The 20187-nt window shown below is 52.7% G+C and carries 18 protein-coding genes; 7 read left to right on the forward strand and 11 right to left on the reverse strand.

Annotated features, from left to right (window positions below):
• Window positions 1-91 precede the first annotated feature (91 nt).
• Together trhO and Q4E40_RS06840 are read left to right on the forward strand one after the other, a co-directional pair.
• Window positions 92-1060 carry an oxygen-dependent tRNA uridine(34) hydroxylase TrhO gene (gene trhO / locus Q4E40_RS06835; protein ID WP_303410945.1) on the forward strand — a complete coding sequence of 323 codons (969 nt, stop codon included), beginning with the start codon at window positions 92-94 and terminating at the stop codon, window positions 1058-1060.
• Between the two features lie 363 nt (window positions 1061-1423).
• A complete protein-coding gene (locus Q4E40_RS06840; protein WP_303410947.1) occupies window positions 1424-2278 on the forward strand; it encodes a nucleoside phosphorylase in 855 nt (284 codons plus the stop codon).
• A gap of 88 nt (window positions 2279-2366) precedes the next feature.
• Here Q4E40_RS06840 and Q4E40_RS06845 read toward each other — a convergent pair whose 3' ends face one another.
• Complete coding sequence (locus Q4E40_RS06845; protein ID WP_303410948.1) at window positions 2367-3377, reverse strand: acyl-CoA reductase; 1011 nt, start codon at window positions 3375-3377, stop codon at window positions 2367-2369.
• 108 nt (window positions 3378-3485) lie between these two features.
• On the opposite strand from Q4E40_RS06845, the gene Q4E40_RS06850 reads away from it, so the two are divergent.
• From Q4E40_RS06850 to Q4E40_RS06860, 3 genes are all read left to right on the forward strand, one after another.
• Entirely contained in the window at window positions 3486-3836 is a 351-nt protein-coding gene (locus Q4E40_RS06850; protein WP_303410950.1) for a 4Fe-4S dicluster domain-containing protein, read from the forward strand.
• An 84-nt stretch (window positions 3837-3920) separates the two neighbouring features.
• Window positions 3921-4493 carry a pentapeptide repeat-containing protein gene (locus Q4E40_RS06855; RefSeq protein ID WP_303410952.1) on the forward strand — a complete coding sequence of 191 codons (573 nt, stop codon included), beginning with the start codon at window positions 3921-3923 and terminating at the stop codon, window positions 4491-4493.
• Between the two features lie 259 nt (window positions 4494-4752).
• On the forward strand, window positions 4753-7380 hold the full coding sequence (locus tag Q4E40_RS06860) for a valine--tRNA ligase (protein ID WP_303410953.1): 2628 nt from the start codon (window positions 4753-4755) through the stop codon (window positions 7378-7380).
• A 58-nt stretch (window positions 7381-7438) separates the two neighbouring features.
• Here the strand turns inward: Q4E40_RS06860 and Q4E40_RS06865 are convergent, their stop codons facing one another.
• The 4 genes from Q4E40_RS06865 to Q4E40_RS06880 form a co-directional block, all read right to left on the reverse strand.
• Window positions 7439-8035 (reverse strand): hypothetical protein, encoded by a 597-nt coding sequence (locus Q4E40_RS06865; RefSeq protein WP_303410955.1) that lies wholly within the window; start codon window positions 8033-8035, stop codon window positions 7439-7441.
• A 50-nt stretch (window positions 8036-8085) separates the two neighbouring features.
• Window positions 8086-8601: a hypothetical protein gene (locus Q4E40_RS06870; protein WP_303410957.1), complete on the reverse strand. Its 516-nt coding sequence runs from the start codon at window positions 8599-8601 to the stop codon at window positions 8086-8088.
• Window positions 8602-8786: 185 nt separating this feature from the next.
• Window positions 8787-10163 (reverse strand): dihydrolipoamide acetyltransferase family protein, encoded by a 1377-nt coding sequence (locus Q4E40_RS06875; protein ID WP_303410958.1) that lies wholly within the window; start codon window positions 10161-10163, stop codon window positions 8787-8789.
• A 116-nt stretch (window positions 10164-10279) separates the two neighbouring features.
• Window positions 10280-11539, reverse strand: a complete 1260-nt coding sequence (locus Q4E40_RS06880; protein WP_303410960.1) for a competence/damage-inducible protein A — start codon at window positions 11537-11539, stop codon at window positions 10280-10282.
• A gap of 156 nt (window positions 11540-11695) precedes the next feature.
• Here Q4E40_RS06880 and Q4E40_RS06885 point away from each other — a divergent pair, with 156 nt between their 5' ends.
• Entirely contained in the window at window positions 11696-12430 is a 735-nt protein-coding gene (locus tag Q4E40_RS06885) for a DUF4197 domain-containing protein (protein WP_303410963.1), read from the forward strand.
• Between the two features lie 149 nt (window positions 12431-12579).
• Window positions 12580-13860, forward strand: a complete 1281-nt coding sequence (locus Q4E40_RS06890; RefSeq protein ID WP_303410965.1) for an erythromycin esterase family protein — start codon at window positions 12580-12582, stop codon at window positions 13858-13860.
• 67 nt (window positions 13861-13927) lie between these two features.
• Here the strand turns inward: Q4E40_RS06890 and Q4E40_RS06895 are convergent, their stop codons facing one another.
• The 6 genes from Q4E40_RS06895 to Q4E40_RS06920 all read right to left on the reverse strand — a co-directional run bounded on the left by Q4E40_RS06895 (window position 13928) and on the right by Q4E40_RS06920 (window position 20131).
• A complete protein-coding gene (locus Q4E40_RS06895) occupies window positions 13928-14635 on the reverse strand; it encodes a YebC/PmpR family DNA-binding transcriptional regulator (protein WP_303410967.1) in 708 nt (235 codons plus the stop codon).
• 117 nt (window positions 14636-14752) lie between these two features.
• Window positions 14753-15403 carry an ABC transporter ATP-binding protein gene (locus tag Q4E40_RS06900; RefSeq protein ID WP_303410969.1) on the reverse strand — a complete coding sequence of 217 codons (651 nt, stop codon included), beginning with the start codon at window positions 15401-15403 and terminating at the stop codon, window positions 14753-14755.
• Window positions 15393-16184 (reverse strand): acyl-ACP--UDP-N-acetylglucosamine O-acyltransferase, encoded by a 792-nt coding sequence (gene lpxA / locus Q4E40_RS06905; protein WP_303410970.1) that lies wholly within the window; start codon window positions 16182-16184, stop codon window positions 15393-15395. The genes Q4E40_RS06900 and lpxA overlap by 11 nt, the downstream gene beginning before the upstream one ends.
• Window positions 16181-17575: a bifunctional UDP-3-O-[3-hydroxymyristoyl] N-acetylglucosamine deacetylase/3-hydroxyacyl-ACP dehydratase gene (locus tag Q4E40_RS06910; RefSeq protein ID WP_303410971.1), complete on the reverse strand. Its 1395-nt coding sequence runs from the start codon at window positions 17573-17575 to the stop codon at window positions 16181-16183. The genes lpxA and Q4E40_RS06910 overlap by 4 nt, the downstream gene beginning before the upstream one ends.
• A 160-nt stretch (window positions 17576-17735) precedes the next feature.
• On the reverse strand, window positions 17736-18758 hold the full coding sequence (gene lpxD, locus Q4E40_RS06915; protein ID WP_303410972.1) for a UDP-3-O-(3-hydroxymyristoyl)glucosamine N-acyltransferase: 1023 nt from the start codon (window positions 18756-18758) through the stop codon (window positions 17736-17738).
• Between the two features lie 140 nt (window positions 18759-18898).
• The gene (locus Q4E40_RS06920; RefSeq protein WP_303410973.1) at window positions 18899-20131 is read right to left on the reverse strand and encodes an HD domain-containing protein; all 1233 of its coding nucleotides are present in this window, start codon (window positions 20129-20131) and stop codon (window positions 18899-18901) included.
• Between the last annotated feature and the right edge of the window lie 56 nt (window positions 20132-20187).

Consider the following 20187-nt stretch of genomic DNA (forward strand, 5'->3'; position numbering starts at 1 on the left):
GCAACAACAGCAATTTAACCATCAACAATTTAACAATAGCCCCAATGGGGCAAACAATTCAAATCAAACACTTAGCTGAAACTAAGCAGTTATGAACAAACCCTACAGCATACTACTGTACTACTGCTACACACCGATAGCAGACCCTGAGGCGTTCCGGGAGGAGCACCATTTACTTTGCCTGAAACTGAATCTGCTCGGCCGTATCATCATTTCCAAAGAAGGCCTCAACGGCACTGTTTCCGGACTAAAGGCCGACTGCGAGAAGTACATGGAGATCGTAAAAGCCGATCCGCGCTTCGCCAAAGTCGACTTTAAGGTAGACGAATCCGATAAACACGCCTTTGCGAAGCTGCACGTGCGCACCAAAGTCGAGATCGTACACTCCGGCCTGTTGCACATCGACCCGAACGTACGTACCGGAATACACCTGGAACCGAAGGAGTTCAAGGAAATGAAAGACCGCGAGGATGTGGTGGTGATGGACATGCGCTCGGATTACGAGTACAGCGTAGGCCGCTTCAAAAATGCCGTGACCTTGGATATCGAAAACTTCCGCGAGTTTCCGGAGAAGATCGATGCGCTGAAAGAAGAGCTGAAGGGCAAGAAGATCCTGACCTACTGCACGGGCGGTATCAAGTGCGAAAAAGCCAGTGCCTTCCTGTTGGAGCAAGGCTTTGAAGACGTGTACCAGCTGCATGGCGGCATCATTAAGTATGGCAAAGAGGCCGGAGGCGAAGACTTTGAGGGCAAATGCTATGTGTTCGACAACCGCGTAGCCGTGGAGGTGAACTCGGTAAATCCGAAGGTAATCTCTACATGCCATGTATGCGGCACTGTGGAAGACCGCATGGTAAACTGCGCGAACCCGGTATGTAACCTGCACGTGCCCATCTGCGAGAAGTGCGGCTGGGAACTGGAAGGTGCCTGCTCTACTGAGTGCAAAGACCACCCGGAAAAGCGTGCTTACGACGGCACCGGTTATTACCAGAAGAACCTGAACGGCTACAATCCGCTCAAAGGATTCAACCGTCGCAAGACTTCTAACGTATCTAATTAAGTATTCTCTAAAGCAAGGAAAAGCGTGCGCTCATCAGCCACGCTTTTCTTTTTTTTAACTTTCACGTATCACGACACACGAGTCAAGTAGCACGATGTCTTCAGAGAGAACTTGACAAATGACGGTTTGACAATGGACAAAAGATTTTTCGGAAAGTAGTACTACCTGATTGCTACTCCGGATTTGCAATCCGCGTGCCTGCCGAGAGCAACTGCCTCTGCAAGGCGGATTACAAATCCGCAGCTAGTATACTTTCGGATTGCAAATCCGAAAGAGCGTTCAAAGGATTTTTTGTCTTTTGTCAGGTCATTCCCCTGAGACAAATCGTGCTACGTGATACTTGATACAAAAAAAAACAACCACATGGCAATTCCAGCATCAGAACTGATCATCAATCAGAACGGCACCATTTACCACCTCAACCTGCAGCCGGAGCATATTTCGGACACCATCATCACGGTAGGCGATCCCGACCGTGTGCCCATGGTAAGCAAGTATTTCGACGAGATAGAGGTGCAGATCACCAAGCGGGAGTTTGTAACCCATACCGGCTACTACAAAGGCAAGCGCATTACGGTCATCTCGACAGGTATGGGCACCGACAACATCGACATTCTGATGAACGAGTTGGACGCGCTGGTGAACATTGATTTCCAGTCGCGGGAGCCGAATGAAGAGAAGATCGCCTTGAAGATCGTGCGGATTGGTACTTCCGGATCATTGCAGTCAGATATTCCACTGGGCAGCCACCTGGCCTCCCACTATGGTGTGGGGCTGGATTCGCTGATGGAGTTTTATCCGTTGGAGCAAGACGAGAACGAGCAGAGCATTTCCAAAGCCCTGCAGGAGCAATTGGGTGTTGGCTTCCGCCCCTACGTGGTAAATGGCTCAAAGAGTCTGATAGAGAAGATCGCTTTTGACATGATTCCGGGAAACACGCTCACTTGCCCGGGCTTCTACGCTCCACAGGGCCGTGTGCTGCGTGGCGGCCTCCGAAATCCGGATCTGCTCCAGGTATACCAGGATTTCCGCGTATGCGATTTCCGTCTCACCAACTTCGAAATGGAGACAGCCGGCTACTACGCCATGGGCCGTTTGCTGGGCCACGAAATGCTCTCCCTCAACGCCATCGTCGCCAACCGCATTTCGCAGGAATTCGCGACCAATGCCGAGGAAGTGATTAACAACCTGATTGTGAAGGTGCTGGATAGGATATAAAGAATAGATTTAAGCCAGAACAGCCCGCCGGAGAGAGGTTTTCTTTTCTCCGGCGGGCTGTTCTGGCTTATTAAGGAAGCAGTAAGATTTACAATCCCTGCAAAAACGCCATCGTGTCCACGCCATCGGCATAATCCCACGGCATGGGGCATTGGGCGTCGCCGAAAGGTATAGAGCCTTCAAGCCAGCCATGGGCGGAAACCACGCACTGGGTCTTGTCCTTTACCGCAGCTAGCTTCTGGCGCAGGTCGGGCAGGGAAGTGAAGGTTTCGTAGAACAGCACCGAGATAGGGGAGACCAGTTGCTCGCTCTCCTGCACCAGCAAAAAGCCGTTGTCGAAGTGGGGCACGCGGTTGACCAGCAGGATGGACTTGTTGTAGTCGTAGTTGTTCTGGTATTTGTGGTGGTTGAGAATCGTTTTATGGTGCTCGTTGGCTTCGTACAGCTTGTCGAAGGTATAGCCCTCGGGCACGTATACCTTGGAAACATTGCGGCAGCCTAAGCCATAATACTGGAAAATGTCGTTGCCCAAAGCATGCAGGTCTTCGGCTTCCTCGTGGCCCGTCAGAATGCCGATGCTCGTGCGGTTCTTCCGGATGATGTGCGGGCGCTTGGCAAAGTAGTACTCGAAGTAGCGGGCCGTATTATCGGAGCCGGTCGCGATGATGGCGTCGGCTTCTTTGAGCATGTCCACGAACTCAAACTGATTGGCAAATGCCGGCTCTATACCTACCAGCATACTGGCAAGGCGGCGCATCAGCACATCGTCATCCGAGCTCAGCTTGGCCAGCAGGAAGTGCCCGCTCAGCAAAACCGACATAAAATCATGGAAACCGACCAGCGGAATGTTGCCCGCCATCACCACACCAACCTTTTTAGGTGTAACCTGTTTGAGGTGGTACGGGTAAAGCCATTCACGGAGATACTGTTCATCGAGTAGGGTCGTAACGCCCTGCAGGGCAGCAGAAACATTGTCCTCGTCAAACCACGGGTTTTTAGCCTGGGCAATTAAAGACAGCGCTTTGCGCTCTTCCGGCGTCAAATCCTGCAGTTGCTTTCCCAGTTTCACGAAAGCTTCGATTCTGTTCTCTAATGTCATGGCAAACCGCTGTGTTAAAAATTATTTGATAAGGATACTTAATGTTCCTAATTTTGTTCAGTAAATAAAGCGATACAAAAGTACTAAAAATATACAGGAGATACGATTATGGCGATAATGATCACGGATGAATGTATAAACTGTGGCGCCTGCGAACCGGAGTGTCCGAATACTGCTATCTACGAAGGCGGTGCGGAATGGACCTGGGGCGGTGGCACGGCTCTGAAGGAAGTTGAGATTGACGGTGGCGAAATCATAGCTGGTGATGCCGCGCAGCCTCCAATTTCGGACGAGTTCTATTATATTGTATCCGATAAGTGTACTGAGTGCATGGGCTTCCATGAGGAGCCTCAATGTGCCGCTGTCTGCCCGGTGGATTGCTGCGTCGACGACCCAGACTACCGCGAGACAGAAGAAGAGCTATTGGCGAAGAAAGACTGGCTGCACCAGGCCAGCTAAGGTATAGCCTACACCAAAAGCGCAAAAAACCTGTCTCTTACGACAGGTTTTTTTATTTTCGTACCCCGCATTTAAAGCATACCCATGGAAGAGCAACTGCACCAGGACAAAACATTCGAGAAGATCATCTACTCAGGTAAGGCCATCAAAGGCAGGGAGTTTGAGGACTGCATGTTCAAAAACTGCGATTTCTCCAACGGAGATTTCTCCAGCAACCGCTTTACCGATTGCGAGTTCGTCGGCTGCAACCTGGCCATGCTGAAGCTGCGCGGGGCAACCCTGAACAACGTGACGTTCAAAGAGTGCAAGCTCACAGGTATAAATTTCGGCGAGTGCGAGGAGTTTCTGTTTACCGTCGGTTTCGAGAGTTGCCTGATGGACTATACCTCATTTCTAAGCCGTAAGCTGTCGAAAACAAACTTCGTTGATTGTTCCCTCAAAAATGCCGTGTTTGAGCAGGCCACCCTCACAAAGGCGAATTTTGACAACACCGACCTGGCTGGAGCGGTATTTGAGCGAACGAACCTGAGCGAAGCTGATCTGGTCACGGCTTACAATTACATCATCGACCCGGAGCTGAACATCATCAAAAAAGCGAAGTTTTCACAAAGCGGTTTGGCGGGTTTGCTGGTCAGGTATGATATCTGGGTTGAATAAGGTATAGCAAGGTATAGAAATAGCTAAAGCTGTTAAGTAAAGTCAAAGCAGCTTACTGTCATTTCGAACGCCAGTGAGAAATCTGGATTATTGAGAAAGGAATTGATTCAGATTTCTCACTGGCGTTCGAAATGATAAAGAATACCCGAATCAGGCGAACTCAGGTATAGCCCACAACAATCCACAATTAGCAATCAACAATTAGCGCAAAATCGCTAATTTTGCCTTTTAGCGCGAAAAGCAGAAAAAACAGTATAAGATGTCGATTTCAACGAAATATAACCCCAGAGAAGTAGAAGAGAAGTGGTACAACAGCTGGATGCAGCGCGGCTTCTTCCGTTCTACGCCTAACCCGAAAAAAGAGCCTTACACCATCGTGATCCCGCCACCCAACGTAACGGGCGTGCTGCACATGGGCCACATGCTCAACAACACGATTCAGGATGTGCTGATTCGTCGTGCGCGCATGAAGGGCAAGGAGGCCTGCTGGGTACCGGGTACTGACCACGCTTCCATCGCCACGGAGGCGAAAGTAGTGGCCATGCTAAAGGAAAGAGGCATTGAGAAGAAAGATATTTCCCGTGAGGAGTTCCTGGAGTATGCCTGGGAGTGGAAAGAGAAGTACGGCGGCATCATCCTGGAGCAGCTCAAGAAACTGGGCGCCTCCTGCGACTGGGACCGTACCCGTTTCACGATGGAAGACGACCTGAGCGCAGCCGTGATCGAGGTGTTTGTGGACCTGTACCGCAAAGGCCAGATCTACCGCGGCGTGCGCATGGTAAACTGGGATCCGCTGGGCCGTACCGCCCTTTCGGATGAAGAAGTGGTGCCAAAAGATACCATGGCCAAAATGTACCACCTCAACTACGAAGTAGTAGGTGGCACAGAGCCCACTTACATCACCGTGGCAACCTCACGTCCGGAGACCATCATGGCTGACGTGGCCGTAGCCGTAAACCCGAACGATGCCCGCTATACCCACCTGCACGGCAAGTCGGTACGCATCCCTTTGCTGAGCAAAGAAATTCCGGTGATTCTGGATGAGTACGTATCGATTGAGTTCGGTACGGGTGCCCTGAAAGTGACGCCTGCGCACGACCTGAATGACTACGAACTGGGCCAGAAGCATAACCTGCCAACCATCGACATCCTGAACGACGACGGTACGCTGAATGAAAAAGCGCAGCTGTACGTGGGGCAGGACCGTTTCGCAGCCCGTCGCAACATCGTAAAAGATTTGCAGGAAGCTGGTTTGCTGGTGAAGATAGATGAATACGCAAGCGTGCTGCAGACTTCCGAGCGTACGGGTGCTGTAATTGAGCCGCGCTTGTCCATGCAGTGGTGGTGCAAAATGGAGGAGATGGCCAAGCCAGCTCTCGACGCCGTGATGAATGACGAGATCCGCCTGCACCCGCCCAAGTTCAAGAACATGTACCGCTCCTGGATGGAGGGCATCCGCGACTGGTGTATCTCGCGCCAGCTATGGTGGGGACAGCGTATACCTGCCTACTACCTGCCGGACGGCTCGTTTGTAGTGGCTACCAATGCTGAGGATGCGTTGGAACTGGCCCGCAAGCAAAGCGGCAACGCGAACCTGCAGGCAAGTGACCTGCGCCAGGACGACGACGTACTGGATACCTGGTTCTCCTCGTGGCTGTGGCCGATCTCAGTATTCGATGGTTTCAAAGACCCGGATAACAAAGATATCCTGTACTACTACCCGACCAACGACCTGGTAACGGCTCCGGAGATCCTCTTCTTCTGGGTAGCGCGTATGATCATGGCCGGTTACGAGTTTCGCAAAGAGGCGCCGTTCCGCAACGTATACCTGACCGGTATTGTGCGCGATGCGCAGGGCCGTAAGATGTCCAAATCGCTGGGCAACTCACCCGACCCGCTCGACCTGATCGATCAGTACGGTGCCGACGGCGTGCGCGCCGGTATGCTCTTCAGTTCGCCAGCCGGCAACGACCTGTTGTTCGACGAGAAACTGGTGGAGCAGGGCCGTAACTTCAGCAACAAGATATGGAATGCCTACCGCCTGATAAAAGGATGGGAAGTGGACGAGAGCCTGCCGTGCCCGAACGAAACGGCCATGCAGTGGTTCGAATCCCGCTTCAACGAGGCCTTTGTGCAACTGGAAGATCACTTCAGCAAGTTCCGGATTTCGGATACCCTGCTGACGGTGTATAAACTGGTATGGGACGATTTCTGCTCGAGCTACCTCGAAATGATCAAGCCTGCCTACCAGCAGCCAATTGACAAGCAGACGCTCGATACAACCATCGTATACCTGGAGAAGATCCTGAAAGTACTTCACCCGTTCATGCCGTTCATCACCGAGGAGATCTGGCAGGACCTGAAAGAGCGCAAGGACAAAGAGTATCTGATCATAGCACCGTGGCCAAAACAGGACAAGTTCGACAAGGAGTTGACAGAGAAAATGGAGAGCGTGCTGAAAGTTGTAGCTGCCATCCGCAACATCCGCAACTCCAAGAACATCTCGCCGAACAAGTCGCTTGACCTGGCCATCAAGGTGATGAACCAGGATGGGTATGACAACTTCATCAGCATCATCCGCAAACTGGCGAACATCAACGAGATATCGCTTGTACAGGAGAATGTTGAAGGTGCCATCAGCTTCGTAGAAGCCGGCGACGAGTTCTTCATCCCGATGGAGGGCAATATTGATGTGGAGGCCGAGCGCGAGCGTTTGCAGAAGGAACTGGAGTATACCAGAGGCTTCCTGAACTCTGTGGTGAAGAAGCTCAGCAACGAGCGCTTTGTGAGCGGTGCCCCGGAAACGGTAATCGCCAACGAGCGCAAGAAGCAAGCGGATGCCGAAGCAAAGATTCACGCCATTGAGCAGAGCCTGGCCTCGCTTTAAGGTATAGCATTTACTAATGGCAGCGGCCGTTCTCGTGAGGGAACGGCCGCTGTTGTTTTTACTCCTTGCTCAGCTCCACCACTAACTGGTCCAGCTCGTCTTTCACTTTCGGCATGATATCACTCAAGCCTTGTTTCTTCTTCGAATACACAAGTTCCACGTGGCGGTCGTCTATTTTATACTCGAGCAGGCCCTGCTCGTCTTCGGTGAGGTAGTAGAGTTTGATCAGCGCATCTGTAGTAGAGACAGCATAAGTGCGAAACTTGAAGTGGTTCTGAATGCGCTGTTGCGTGGGGGCTCTGTTTTCGAGGTAGCGCTGGGTGACAACAGTGTCGAGTGCTATGGTTGTCTCTATCTGGCGAATGGCTTTGATATTGCCCTCGCTGAAGCGCCAGGTCTGTATATGGTGCCTGCCTTGCTGCCTGGCGCTATACTTACTTTGCGATACGTTGATGCTGGCCATCACATAGAACAGCTCCAGATCGCTTTCTACAGTCCGCATCGAAGGACTCAGTGTCGCATTGTCGCTGATGAAGACAGAGGTGTTGGCAAGTATCTTAGAATCTTTGCTGAGGTCTTGACCCAACTGCAGATTACTGTCCTGATTCAGGATGAAAGCGAAGAGCACTGGAAACAGAAGCGATAGTGGTGTCATAGCCATTGGGTTTATACCTGTTTTCCTATACTCAAATACCGTGCAGAAAGCTACAAAGCAGAGCTATCCACCACCCGCCAGGTAATATTACCGTTATTCACCTCGTACTTTAGGATCATGTAGCCGCCGATGTGGCCATCCTCGTAATAGGCCATCGCATAACGGTCGTTCAGGATGCGGCTGTCGCGGATGGTCATGGTGCCGCCCACTACGCCCTCTCTGGGTATAAGCTGCCCTTGCTTGCGGCTCAGGTCGTTCATCAGGTCCACTTCGGGATTGCGCAGGCCTTTTTTGCGGAGTTTCTGTATGTCGCTTTCGCTCAGGCTACCCATTTCGTCCACGAACTCCACACCGCCCGGGGGCACGACGGCCATGGTATCAGGTGGCAGCACCATGTCTTCAAGTGAGTCGATTTCGGCTTCTTCCTGATCTAGCTGCTGGTTGGTTTCGGCCAGTTTGTTGTCGGCTATACGCAGTCGGCTTTCGGCGTCATTCTTTTTCCAGTAAAAGTATAAAGCTGCAAATAGAAACACAGCGGCTAGTATCCAGGCAACGGCAACTTTCATAGTTTTGATGATGGTTATACTTCCACATAAACGGAAGCGGGTTAAAACAGATGTATCAATATTAGCAAAAAGGTATATGCAATGCTATACCTACAAAAAAGCCTGCCCCATTTTCTGAGGCAGGCCTTCTGTTTATACCTGAGTCTTTTGTCCTTAGTCAAAAAACTCCCGTGTCGTGATACTTATTAGATCGACTGGTTCACATCGAAGTTCTCGAGGTAATCCGCTACACGGCGCACGAACATGCCACCCAGCGAGCCGTCCACTACACGGTGGTCGTAGGAGTGCGACAGGAACATGAAGTGACGGATACCGATCAGGTCACCCTCTGGTGTTTCGATCACAGCAGGCTTCTTCTTGATAGCGCCCACGGCCATGATGGCTACCTGCGGCTGCATGATGATCGGCGTGCCCATCACGTTGCCAAATGAACCTACGTTCGATACGGTATAAGTACCGCCTGCCAGGTCGTCCGGCGTCAGCTTGTTGATACGGCCACGGTTCGCCAGGTCATTCACTTTCTTGGTCAGGCCGTTCAGGTTGAGCTGGTCCGCGTTCTTGATGTTCGGCACGATCAGGTTGCCGCTTGGCAGGGCCACGGCCATACCGATGTTAATGTCTTTGTGACGGATGATGTTACCACCGTCCACGGACACGTTGATCATCGGGAAGTCTTTGATCGCCTTGGCAATCGCGTCGATGAAGATCGGGGTGAAGGTCAGGTTCTCGCCTTCGCGTCTCTTGTAGTCGTTCTTCCACTTGTTGCGCCAGTTCACGATGTTGGTCACGTCGGCTTCTACGAAAGAGGTTACGTGCGGAGAAATGCGCTTGCTGTCCACCATGCGGTCGGCAATCATTTTGCGCATGCGGTCCATCTCGATGATCTCCACGTTTCCGCTGTAAGAAGAGGCTGGCTTGGAAGCAACAGGGGCAGCCTGCGTTTGTGGCTGAGCAGCTGGCGCCGGAGCGGCCTGTGGTTGCGGTGCTGCAGCAGGAGCCTGTGCCTGTGGCTGGGCTTGCGGAGCGGCAGCTTGCTGCGGTGCGTTTTTGCGGCCCTCTACATAGGTCAGGATGTCTTTTTTAGACACACGGCCTTCTTTTCCGGTGCCCGGTACGTACTCCAGTTCCTGCATGGATATACCTTCTTCGCGGGCAATGTTGAGTACAAGCGGCGAGTAGAAACGGCCTGAAGCGGGCTGATCGAGTTTGGCTACAGCGGCGTCAGAAGAAGCGGCGGCGGGCTGCGCAGCTGCCTGTGGTGCAGGTGAAGCGGCAGGAGCCTCTGTAGCGGCCGGGGCAGCAGTAGCAGTGGTGTCCTCGCCATTGGTAGAGATGATGGCAATTGGGGCGCCTACGGCTACCACGTCGCCTTCCTGTACCAGTATCTCCTTCAGCACACCACCCTGAATGGCAGGTACTTCCGTGTCCACTTTATCTGTAGCTACTTCCAGCACCGATTCGTCCTGCTCAATCGTGTCGCCCACGCTCTTAAGCCATTTCAGAACGGTACCTTCCATGATACTCTCACCCATTTTGGGCATAATCATTTCTACAAGTGCCATATTTTATTTATTCGTTGTTCTTTTAAGGGACAGTATTTAGAGCCGCAAGCCATAGAGTAGCAACGCCACCCTATACCTGTTGACCCGAATTTGCAAACAAAGTTAAGGATTTTAGCCTATTCGTCAACGGCTATATTCAAACTTTGGCGTACGAGGTTGAGCACAGCCAAGGCAGTATACTCAATATTGAGCTGTCGGTTTTTGTTGTACTGCAAAAGTTTGGCCCTGGCACCATGCTGGTCGGCATAGGCGATCCAGATCATACCGACCGGCTTCTCGGGGGTACCCCCATTGGGCCCGGCAATGCCGCTGGTGGCCACCCCGATGTCGGTGTTCAGCCTTTGGCGTACGTTCTGGGCCATTTCCAGTACGGTAGCCTCACTCACGGCACCATGCTGTTGCAGCGTCTCGGGTTTCACGCCAAGCACTTGCACTTTCACACTGTTGTCGTAGGCCACCACGCCGCCCATAAAATAAGCCGAGCTGCCCGGCACGCTGGTCAGGCGGTGCGCCAGGTAGCCACCCGTGCAGCTTTCGGCAACGGAGATGGTCAGACCGCGCTCTTTCAGGAGTTGTCCCAGCGCTTCTTCCAGCACGACTTCGCCGTGCGCAAAAATGTATTTCGGTATCAGCGCGTCCAGCTTTGCTACTTCTGTATCAAGTTCTCTCTCTAACTCTTCAGCTTGTTCGGCTATACCTGTCAGGCGCAGGCGCACGCCGCCGAGGTGGGGTAGGTAGGCAAGTTTAAGATGAGGCGGCAAGCTGGTTTCCCATTCGTCCAGTTTCTCTGCCAGCATCGACTCCGGTATACCTACCGTCTGGATCACTTTGTGGATAATGTGCGGAGGTTTGAAATAGGCCTTGAGTTGCGGCAGCACAAGGTCGGTCATCATGCGCTTCATCTCAAACGGCACCCCCGGCATCGACACGTATACCTTGCCCGCCTCCTCGAACCACATGCCCGGGGCCGTGCCCAGCACGTTGCGCACGGCCTTGCACGAGGCTGGCAAGAAGGCCTGCTGGCGGTTCAGCTCCGTCAGTGCGTAACCCCGGCTTTTGAAAAGCTCCGTTACGTCGGCCAGCGATTGCTCGTCTAGTCTGAGTTCCGTGCGGAAGTAATCGGCCAGCACGTTTTTGGTGAGGTCGTCTTTGGTGGGGCCAAGGCCGCCGGTTATCAGGATAATGTCAGCACGGGTTTTGGCGTAGTCGAGTGCCTCCACAATGTGGCTCACCTCGTCTGACACTGACGTGATTTGCTTCACCCGTATACCTATTTTGGCAAGCTCCGTCCCCATCCAGGCAGAGTTAGTGTCTACTATCTGCCCGTAGAGTATTTCGTCGCCTATCGTTATGATTTCTGCGTGTACCGCTTTCATGTTAAATTTTTTTGGTCTGATTTGTGTGATGCAAAGGAAAACCCATTCAAGTTAAAGATGTTCGGCTGAATTGGCGCATCGCTGCGGTTATTTTATGTATTTTCGGCCCGGCTTTCAGGTATACGCCTGCATCTTTCTGAATTTAACTCTCAACCCATGAAAAAATTACTTTACACCTCCCTTGTAGCCCTTACCCTTGGCGCTTCATCCTGTACGGTGGCCGACATTCAGCGGACTGTAGATGGTGTGATGGCCGGAACCGGAACAGGCGTCGCTGTGACCCAAAACGAAGTCGCTTCCGGCCTGAAGCAGGCGCTGGAGGTAGGCATCACCAAAGGCTCTAACCAGGCATCCCAGACCGATGGTTTCTATAAGAACTCACTGATCCGTATCCCTTTCCCGCCGGATGTGCAGAAGGTGGAGAACACGCTGCGTCAGGTAGGTTTGGGCAAAGAGGTGGATCGCTTCGTGATGACGCTGAACCGTGGGGCCGAGGACGCCGCCAAGAGTGCCGTGCCTATTTTCGTGAACGCCATCAAACAAATGACGATACAGGATGCCTGGGGAATTCTGAAAGGCGACAAAGATGCCGCCACACAATACCTCAAGCGCACCACCTCCTCGCAATTGCAGGCGGCCTTCATGCCGGTGATCCGGCAATCGCTGGAGAAAACCAATGCCACCCGCTACTATACCGACCTGGTGACCCGCTACAACCAGATTCCGATGGTGCAGAAGGTGAATCCGAACCTGGACGAGTACGCCACGCAAAAAGCCATGGACGGCCTGTTTCAGCTGGTTGCCCAGGAAGAGGCGAACATACGCGAGAACCCGATTGCCCGTACCACAGAGTTGCTGCGCCGGGTGTTTGCGAACCAAAACCAGTCCTAAGCTATACCTGTTATACCGCTTCAGAAAGCCCGCTGTATCGTTTGGTACGGCGGGCTTTCTTTTTTGTAAAACATTAAATCCGGATTGAAAGTACAATACACAAAATTTTAATAGTGAGTTAGATACGCTTATTTCGCCCCTTGCCACCTATGGAAAACAAACACTTCAAATATAGTCCGATTACCAAAGAGAAAGACCTGGACGAGCTGATTGATGAAATTGGTGAGGCCCGGGTCGTGATGCTGGGAGAGGCTTCGCACGGTACATCGGAATATTATACCTGGCGTACGGCTATTTCGAAGCGCTTAATTGAAGACAAAGGCTTTAGCTTTATAGCCGTGGAAGGCGACTGGCCGGAGTGTTACGCTGTGAACCGCTTTGTAAAGGGCTACCAGAATTCAGGCCGTAGGATTGCCGAGGTGCTAGAGGTATACCGCCGCTGGCCTACCTGGATGTGGGCCAACTGGGAGGTGGCCGCTCTGGTGGAGTGGATCCGCGACTTCAACCACCTGCGGCAGGTGCAGCAAAAGATAGGCTTTTATGGGTTGGATGTGTACAGCCTGTGGGAGTCGCTGGAGCAGGTGCTCAAGTACATGGAGCAGCGCAACGGCAAAGCTGCCGAGGCCGCCCGTGCCGCCGTCCGCTGTTTCGAGCCCTTCCACCGCGACCCGCAAACCTATGCCCAGGCCACCGCCTTTGTGCCCACCGACTGCCAGGATGAAGTAGTACAGATGCTCGAGCAGGTTTCGCGCCGCGCCGTATACCCCGACGACCCGGAGCACGAGTTCAGCACGACCCAGAACGCGCTGGTGGCCGTGAATGCTGAAAAGTATTACCGTGCCATGATCAGGGGAGGAGTGGGCTCATGGAATGTGCGTGACACGCATATGATGGACACCCTGGACCGCCTGCTCGAATTTCACGGACCGAACGCCAAAGCCATTGTATGGGAGCACAACACCCACATTGGCGACGCCCGGTATACCGACATGGCAGACGATGGCATGTTTAACATCGGGCAGCTGGCCCGCGAGCGGTACGGCCGTGACCAGGTGAAGTTAGTTGGCTTCGGCACCTACCAGGGCAACGTGATCGCGAGCCGCTCCTGGGGTGCGCCCATGCAGAAAATGGACGTGCCGCCTGCCCGCGAGGGTAGTTGGGAACACATGCTACACGAGATAAGCACCGATGATAAGATCATCCTTTCCAAAGAACTGAAAGCTATACCTGAGCTACAGCAGCCCATTCCGCACCGCGCCATCGGTGTGGTGTACGACCCCAAAATGGAACATTTCGGCAATTACGTGCCCACCGTTATTCCTGAGCGCTACGACGCTTTCCTGTACTTCGACGAAACAGAGGGCGTGCACCCCCTGCACATGAAGGTGCGTGGCGGCAGAGAACCAGAGCTATACCCGTGGAATTATTGAGTACAAAAAAAGGCTGCCTGTAACTAAACAGACAGCCTTCCGCTATACCTTAAAGGAATGAGATGGGCTATGCCATGTTGTGGTAAACCGCCTGCACGTCGTCGTCTTCTTCAATCTTCTCAACCAGGTTCTCGATCTCTTCGGCCTGCTCATCGGTAAGCTCCGTACGGGTGTTTGGCACCCGTTGCAGCTCAGCACTGATGACGTTCAAACCTTTCTCCTCCAGTGCCTTCTGCATGGCTCCGAAATCGGTAAAGGCCGTCTCCACGATGATCTCGCCTTCGTGCTCGTAGATATCCTCCGCACCGGCATCTATCAGTTCCAATTCCAGTTCCTCAATGTCAAGACCCTCGGCGGCTATTTTGAAAATGCCCTTGCGGGTGAAGATGAAATCCAGGGAACCTGTTTTGCCGACCGCGCCGCCTGCACGCGAAAAGTACACGCGCATGTTGGCAATGGTGCGGTTGAGGTTGTCTGTCGCGGTCTCTACCAGGATGGCGATGCCGTGTGGACCGTAGCCCTCGTATACTACTTCTTCGTAATCTTTTTCTTCTTTGGAAGAGGCACGCTTGATAGCCGCTTCTACACGGTCTTTCGGCATGTTCACGCCTTTGGCGTTATTGATGGCCGTACGCAGTCGGGAGTTGGTTTCCGGGTTAGGACCAGCTTCCTTCACTGCCATCACAATCTCTTTGCCGAGGCGCGTAAAGGCCTTCGACATCTTGTCCCAACGCTTAAACTTACGGGCTTTTCTAAATTCAAATGCTCTTCCCATGGTATCTGGTTAAGTATTATGTCTTACAAACTTAGGCAGCTTAACTGTAAATTGGTAGAGCTACCCAAAAAACATTGCACGATTTGACACCACCCCCATACGGGTATAACCGCCTAGCTACTGCCCCGCTGATTTAGGCTGCCTGGCCTGCGTGTGGTAGTCTGTAATGTAGAGGTGCTGGTCGCAGAAACTGTACTCGTGCACAATGTTGGACCCTACGATGATCAGCCTGCCGTCCTTATTATCCGCTACGTGCTCCTGGTACCAGCTCACGCCTTCCTGATCGAGGTTGGTGGTCGGCTCGTCTAGCACCAATAGCTTGGTGTCAGAATAGATCGCCAGTCCCAGCTTCAGGCGCTGCTTCATACCCGACGAAAAGTCCTTCACATACTTGTTGCGCGACTTCTGCAGGCCCATCCGCTCTACCAGTTCGTTGTGCGAAAGGTTGTGGCGCAACGGCTTAAAACGGGTATGAAAGGCAATCATCTCCAGAAGCGTCAACTCCTCCACCAGCTCAAGGTAGGGCGCCGTGAGCGAGAGTTGGCGGTAAGCTGTATCCGGTGCGACCGCTTTACCATCGACCAGATACGTGATCTCGCCTTCGGAGTGCAGGTTGTGGCCGGCTATAACAGTAAGAAGAGTGGATTTGCCGGACCCGTTACGCCCCAGTATGGCATACGAGGTGCCTGACTCCAGGGTATAGGTCAGGTTCCGGAAAATCCACTCGTAATTGTAGCGTTTACCTAAATTGCTTAGGTTAATTTGCATCTTTCGAGAAGTAGCTCTTTATGATACCGCGACCGGAGTCACGCACAAAATTGATGATCTCGTCACGCTCCCGGCTAGGGGCCATTTCCAGTTCAATTTTGTCCAGGGCTTCCGTGGTGTTGATGCCGCTCATGAACAGAATGCGGTAGATCTGCTGTACCTCGTTGATCTGCTCGCTGTTGAAACCTCTGCGGCGCAGGCCGATGGAGTTGATGCCAGCATATGTAAGCGGCTCACGCGCTGCCTTCACAAAAGGAGGCACGTCTTTGCGTATCAGCGAACCACCCGAGATCATGGCATGAGCACCGATCTTAACAAACTGGTGCACAGCGCTTGATCCGCCGATGATGGCGTAGTCGCCCATCTCTACGTGACCGGCCATCTGCACGGCGTTCACCACAATGCAGTTGTTGCCCACGATGCAGTCGTGCGCAATGTGCGCGTAGGACATGATCAGGCAATTGTTGCCCACCACGGTCTTCATCTTGTCGATGGTGCCGCGACTGATGGTCACGCACTCTCTGATTACAGTATTGTCACCGATGATGGCGGTTGTCTCCTCACCGGCGAACTTGAGGTCCTGCGGTACAGAAGAGATAACGGCTCCCGGGTATATTTTGCAGTTCTTGCCAATGCGGGCGCCTTCCATGATGGTCACGTTGGGACCAATCCAGGTGCCTTCTCCGATCTCTACATTCTTGTAAATAGTGGAAAAAGGCTCTACGACCACATTCTGGGCAATTTTAGCCTCTGGGTGGATGTATGCTAACGGCTGATTCATGCGTCTTTCTTTACTATACTTGCCGACATCTCTGCCTCCATTACCAGTTGGCCGCCCACGAAGGCCTGACCAGACATTTTGGCAATACCCCGCTTCACAGGGGCAAGCAATTCACATTTAAAAATGATGGTATCGCCGGGAATTACCTTGCGCTTGAAGCGGCAGCGGTCTATGCCCAGAAAATAAGTCCAGTAGTCTTCCGGGTTCTCCACCGTGTTCAGCACCAGGATACCGCCCGTCTGGGCCATTGCCTCGATCTGAATCACGCCTGGCAGTACGGGGTTGCCGGGGAAGTGGCCCTGGAAGAAAGGTTCGTTCATGGTCACGTTCTTAACGCCCGTTACCGTGGTTTCGTCTAAGTGGATGATCTTGTCTATCAGCAGGAAAGGGTAACGGTGCGGCAAGGTGGCCGCGATCTGGTTGATGTCCATTACCGGCGGCTTCTTCGGGTCGTAGGTTGGTACGGTCTTGATCGAAGCTTCCTGTATCAGTTTTTTAACACGGCGTGCAAAAGCGATGTTGGCGGCGTGACCTGGTCTTGCGGCCAGGATCTGTCCCTTTATCGGGCGGCCAATCAGGGCAAGGTCGCCCATCAGGTCGAGCAGCTTGTGGCGGGCCATTTCGTTTTTGAAGCGGAGCTCTGTGTTGTTCAGAATGCCCTCTTCCTCCACTTTCACTTTTTTCTTGCCCAGCAGGTCTGCCAGGTATTCCAGTTCTCCTTCCTCTACTACACGGTCCACGATCACGATGGCATTGTCCAGGTCGCCGCCTTTGATCAGGTTTTGCTTGTAGAGTGCCTCCAACTCGTGCAGAAAACAGAAGGTGCGGCAAGGTGCCACCTGCTCCTCAAACTGGCTCATGTCCGTGATGGAAGCGTGCTGGCTGCCCAGTACAGGCGAGTTATAGTCCACCATCACGGTCAGGCGGTAGTCGTCGAGCGGAAGGGCAGCGATTTCAACGCCACGATTCTCGTCTTTGTAGCTCACGCCTTCAGTTATCTCGAAGTAGTTGCGCAGGGCGTTTTGCTCTTGCAATCCCACTTCCAGCAGGGCCTTTACAAACTCGATGGAAGAGCCGTCCATGATCGGAGGTTCCGGGCCGTCAAGCTCAATCAGCACATTGTCGATCTGCAGGCCTACCAGCGCCGCTAGCGTATGCTCCACAGTGTTCACGCGCGCGCCGTTCTGTTCGATGGTCGTGCCACGCGAAAGGTCCACCACATTGTCCACGTCTACATTTACAGTCGGCTGCCCCTCGAGGTCAATGCGCTGAAATTTGTAGCCATGGTTTGCAGCGGCAGGCTTAAAGGTCATGTTCGACACAACGCCCGTATGCAACCCAATGCCCGATACAGTTACCGGACCCTTGATAGTGTGCTGTTTATAATTCATTTAATGTTTCGTTGTTAACTTGTGGCGATACTTTCGCTGCTGTAGCGCACAGAGTATGAGCGGACTTACAGCGGAGGGAGCTTTGCGAGTGCAAACTTAAGATTTTATACACTGCCTGCCAATTTTAATTATCGGCATAGGGCAACAGTGACCTGAAGTCTTAATTCTTCTCTTTCAGCTCGTCTAATACACGCTGTAATTCCGGCAACTTGCGGAACACGGTGATGGCTTTGAGGTTTTGTTTGTAGTCGAAGGCAGGGGAGCCTTGGATGACGGTGCCCGACTCTTTCACAGACTTGGACACGCCTGACTGCGCGCCAATGGTAGTTTTGTCGGCGATGCTGATGTGGCCTACGATGCCTACCTGTCCGGCGATCACACAGTTATTACCGATCTTGGTGGAGCCGGAAATGCCTGTCTGTGAGGCGATAACGGTGTGTTGGCCTACTTCCACGTTATGGGCCACCTGCACGAGGTTGTCGATCTTGGTGCCTTTGCGGATGATGGTAGAGCCCATGGTGGCGCAGTCGATGGTGGTGTTGGCGCCGATGTTCACATCGTCTTCCAGCACCACGTTGCCGATCTGCGGCACATTTTTGTAAGTGCCATCAGCCTGAGGAGCGAAGCCGAAGCCGTCGCTGCCCAACACCACGCCGGCGTGCAGCGTACAGTTGGCGCCCACCACCGTATTGGCGTACAGCTTCACACCCGCGAAAATAGTGGTGTTGTCACCGATGGTCACGTTATCGCCGATGTATACCTGTGGGTAAATGCGCACATGCTGACCAATTTTGCAGTTATTGCCGATGTAAGAAAAAGCGCCACGGTAATGGCCTTCGCCTATTTCGCTTCCGGAACCGATGAAGCAGGGCTCTTCTACGCCAACTTTGGCGGCGAGCACGGCCTGTTGGTAATATGCCAACAGCGTTGAAAAACTGGAATAAGGATCAGAAACACGGATGAGAGAGGCGGAAACAGGCTTTTTCAGCTCCAGCTTATCCGACACGATCACAGCGCTTGCTCCGGTAGTATAAAGATATGGTTCATATTTTAAGTTAGACAAAAACGCGAGCGCCCCAGCCTGGGCCTCTTCAATTTTGGCTAATGTGCTGACCTTTACTGTATTGTCTCCTTCAACTTCTCCCTTCAAAAGGTCTGCAATCTGTTGAATAGTGAATTCCATCTTGTAAAATTAGAGCAAAAAATAAAATGTGCTACCCGTTGGGGGCGCAAACTTAACAAAAAGTTTACGCTGCGCCGCCATAATCTGCCGCAGATTACGGGGAGGACAAGCAAATCCCGTGCAAATCCTATAGCCGGTTTCTATAAAGCCGCTACTTCTTTCGGGTAACAGACAAAGTATTTCTCCACTTTGTTGCTCAGCGCCTGTATGTTGGGCAGGTCCGAGGCATCGGCCACGTTCACCACATAACCCGTTTTGGTTAGCACATCAATCGACTGCCCCTCGGACATATAAGCACTGTTGCTGATACGGCCCGAAATCATCAAATATTTCACTTCCTCCGGCTGCACCTGGAAACGGTCCATGACCAGCTCGCTTATACCCAGCATCATTTCCTCGTCGATCGGCTTGCTCGAGATGTATACCTTGAACAGCTTGCGGTTGAGGATGCTTTTGGAAAGATAGGAAATAACCGGGTCGGGGTGGGCGGCCCACTCTTTTATACCGCTCCATACGTCGTGGTCATCCAGCGAAACAAAGCGCTCCAGGATGCTGCCGTCTCTCTGGAAGTCTTCCAGGGTGAGGTTGGAGGACAAAAAGAACTTGAGGCAGGGGCTGGCGGGTACGTCTGTACCTTGCTGCAGGAGCTCGCGGGCACGCTGCACAGTGCGTAACACCATGTGCTCGGCGCTGATCACGGTCTTGTGCAGGTATACCTGCCAGTACATCAGGCGACGGCTCACCAGAAAATTCTCGATACTGTAAATGGCCTTTTCTTCCACCACCAGCTTGTCGTTGGCCACGTCCAGCATTTTGATCAGACGGTCGGCACCGATCTTTCCTTCGTATACACCAGTATAGAAGCTGTCGCGGTTCAGGTAGTCGAGGCGGTCCACGTCGAGCTGGCTCGAAACCAGCTGATGAAAGAAGCGACGCTCGTAGGTATCGGTGAAAATTTTGATGGCGAGGCTCAATCTGCCGCCAAACTCTTCGTTAAGCAAGTGCATGATGTGCAGCGAGAGGTGCTCGTGGTGCACTTCCTGAAAAATAGCCGTCTCCAACGCATGCGAAAAAGGCCCGTGGCCGACATCGTGCAGGAGAATGGCGATCAGCGAGGCCTCAAACTCGGCGTCGGATATCTCGTTGTTCTTGCCGCGCAGCGTGTTCAGGGCCAGGTTCATGAGGTGCATGGCCCCCAAAGCGTGGTGAAAACGGGTATGCAGGGCGCCCGGGTATACCATCTCGGTCAGCCCCAATTGCTTGATCCGGCGCAGGCGCTGAAAGTAGGGATGGTCGATGATGTCGAAGAGTAATTCAGACGGCACCGTGATGAAACCGTATACAGGGTCGTTTAATATTTTTTTCTTATTCACAAAAACCGAGGTTTTTAATTGTTAAATTGCTAATCGTTAATCGGTTGCCCGGGCAG

It is taken from the genome of Pontibacter coccineus (assembly GCF_030546575.1).
GTDB classification, from domain to species: Bacteria; Bacteroidota; Bacteroidia; order Cytophagales; family Hymenobacteraceae; genus Pontibacter; species Pontibacter coccineus.

What these genes read in the sequence shown, in the direction of transcription:
- lpxD (WP_303410972.1), bottom strand. Translation starts at nt 18,758, where the DNA reads ATGGAATTCACTATTCAACAGATTGCAGACCTTTTGAAGGGAGAAGTT.
- trhO (WP_303410945.1), top strand. Translation starts at nt 92, where the DNA reads ATGAACAAACCCTACAGCATACTACTGTACTACTGCTACACACCGATA.
- Q4E40_RS06850 (WP_303410950.1), top strand. Translation starts at nt 3,486, where the DNA reads ATGGCGATAATGATCACGGATGAATGTATAAACTGTGGCGCCTGCGAA.
- lpxA (WP_303410970.1), bottom strand. Translation starts at nt 16,184, where the DNA reads ATGAATCAGCCGTTAGCATACATCCACCCAGAGGCTAAAATTGCCCAG.
- Q4E40_RS06855 (WP_303410952.1), top strand. Translation starts at nt 3,921, where the DNA reads ATGGAAGAGCAACTGCACCAGGACAAAACATTCGAGAAGATCATCTAC.
- Q4E40_RS06885 (WP_303410963.1), top strand. Translation starts at nt 11,696, where the DNA reads ATGAAAAAATTACTTTACACCTCCCTTGTAGCCCTTACCCTTGGCGCT.
- Q4E40_RS06895 (WP_303410967.1), bottom strand. Translation starts at nt 14,635, where the DNA reads ATGGGAAGAGCATTTGAATTTAGAAAAGCCCGTAAGTTTAAGCGTTGG.
- Q4E40_RS06840 (WP_303410947.1), top strand. Translation starts at nt 1,424, where the DNA reads ATGGCAATTCCAGCATCAGAACTGATCATCAATCAGAACGGCACCATT.
- Q4E40_RS06845 (WP_303410948.1), bottom strand. Translation starts at nt 3,377, where the DNA reads ATGACATTAGAGAACAGAATCGAAGCTTTCGTGAAACTGGGAAAGCAA.
- Q4E40_RS06900 (WP_303410969.1), bottom strand. Translation starts at nt 15,403, where the DNA reads ATGCAAATTAACCTAAGCAATTTAGGTAAACGCTACAATTACGAGTGG.
- Q4E40_RS06880 (WP_303410960.1), bottom strand. Translation starts at nt 11,539, where the DNA reads ATGAAAGCGGTACACGCAGAAATCATAACGATAGGCGACGAAATACTC.
- Q4E40_RS06890 (WP_303410965.1), top strand. Translation starts at nt 12,580, where the DNA reads ATGGAAAACAAACACTTCAAATATAGTCCGATTACCAAAGAGAAAGAC.
- Q4E40_RS06865 (WP_303410955.1), bottom strand. Translation starts at nt 8,035, where the DNA reads ATGACACCACTATCGCTTCTGTTTCCAGTGCTCTTCGCTTTCATCCTG.
- Q4E40_RS06860 (WP_303410953.1), top strand. Translation starts at nt 4,753, where the DNA reads ATGTCGATTTCAACGAAATATAACCCCAGAGAAGTAGAAGAGAAGTGG.
- Q4E40_RS06870 (WP_303410957.1), bottom strand. Translation starts at nt 8,601, where the DNA reads ATGAAAGTTGCCGTTGCCTGGATACTAGCCGCTGTGTTTCTATTTGCA.
- Q4E40_RS06875 (WP_303410958.1), bottom strand. Translation starts at nt 10,163, where the DNA reads ATGGCACTTGTAGAAATGATTATGCCCAAAATGGGTGAGAGTATCATG.
- Q4E40_RS06910 (WP_303410971.1), bottom strand. Translation starts at nt 17,575, where the DNA reads ATGAATTATAAACAGCACACTATCAAGGGTCCGGTAACTGTATCGGGC.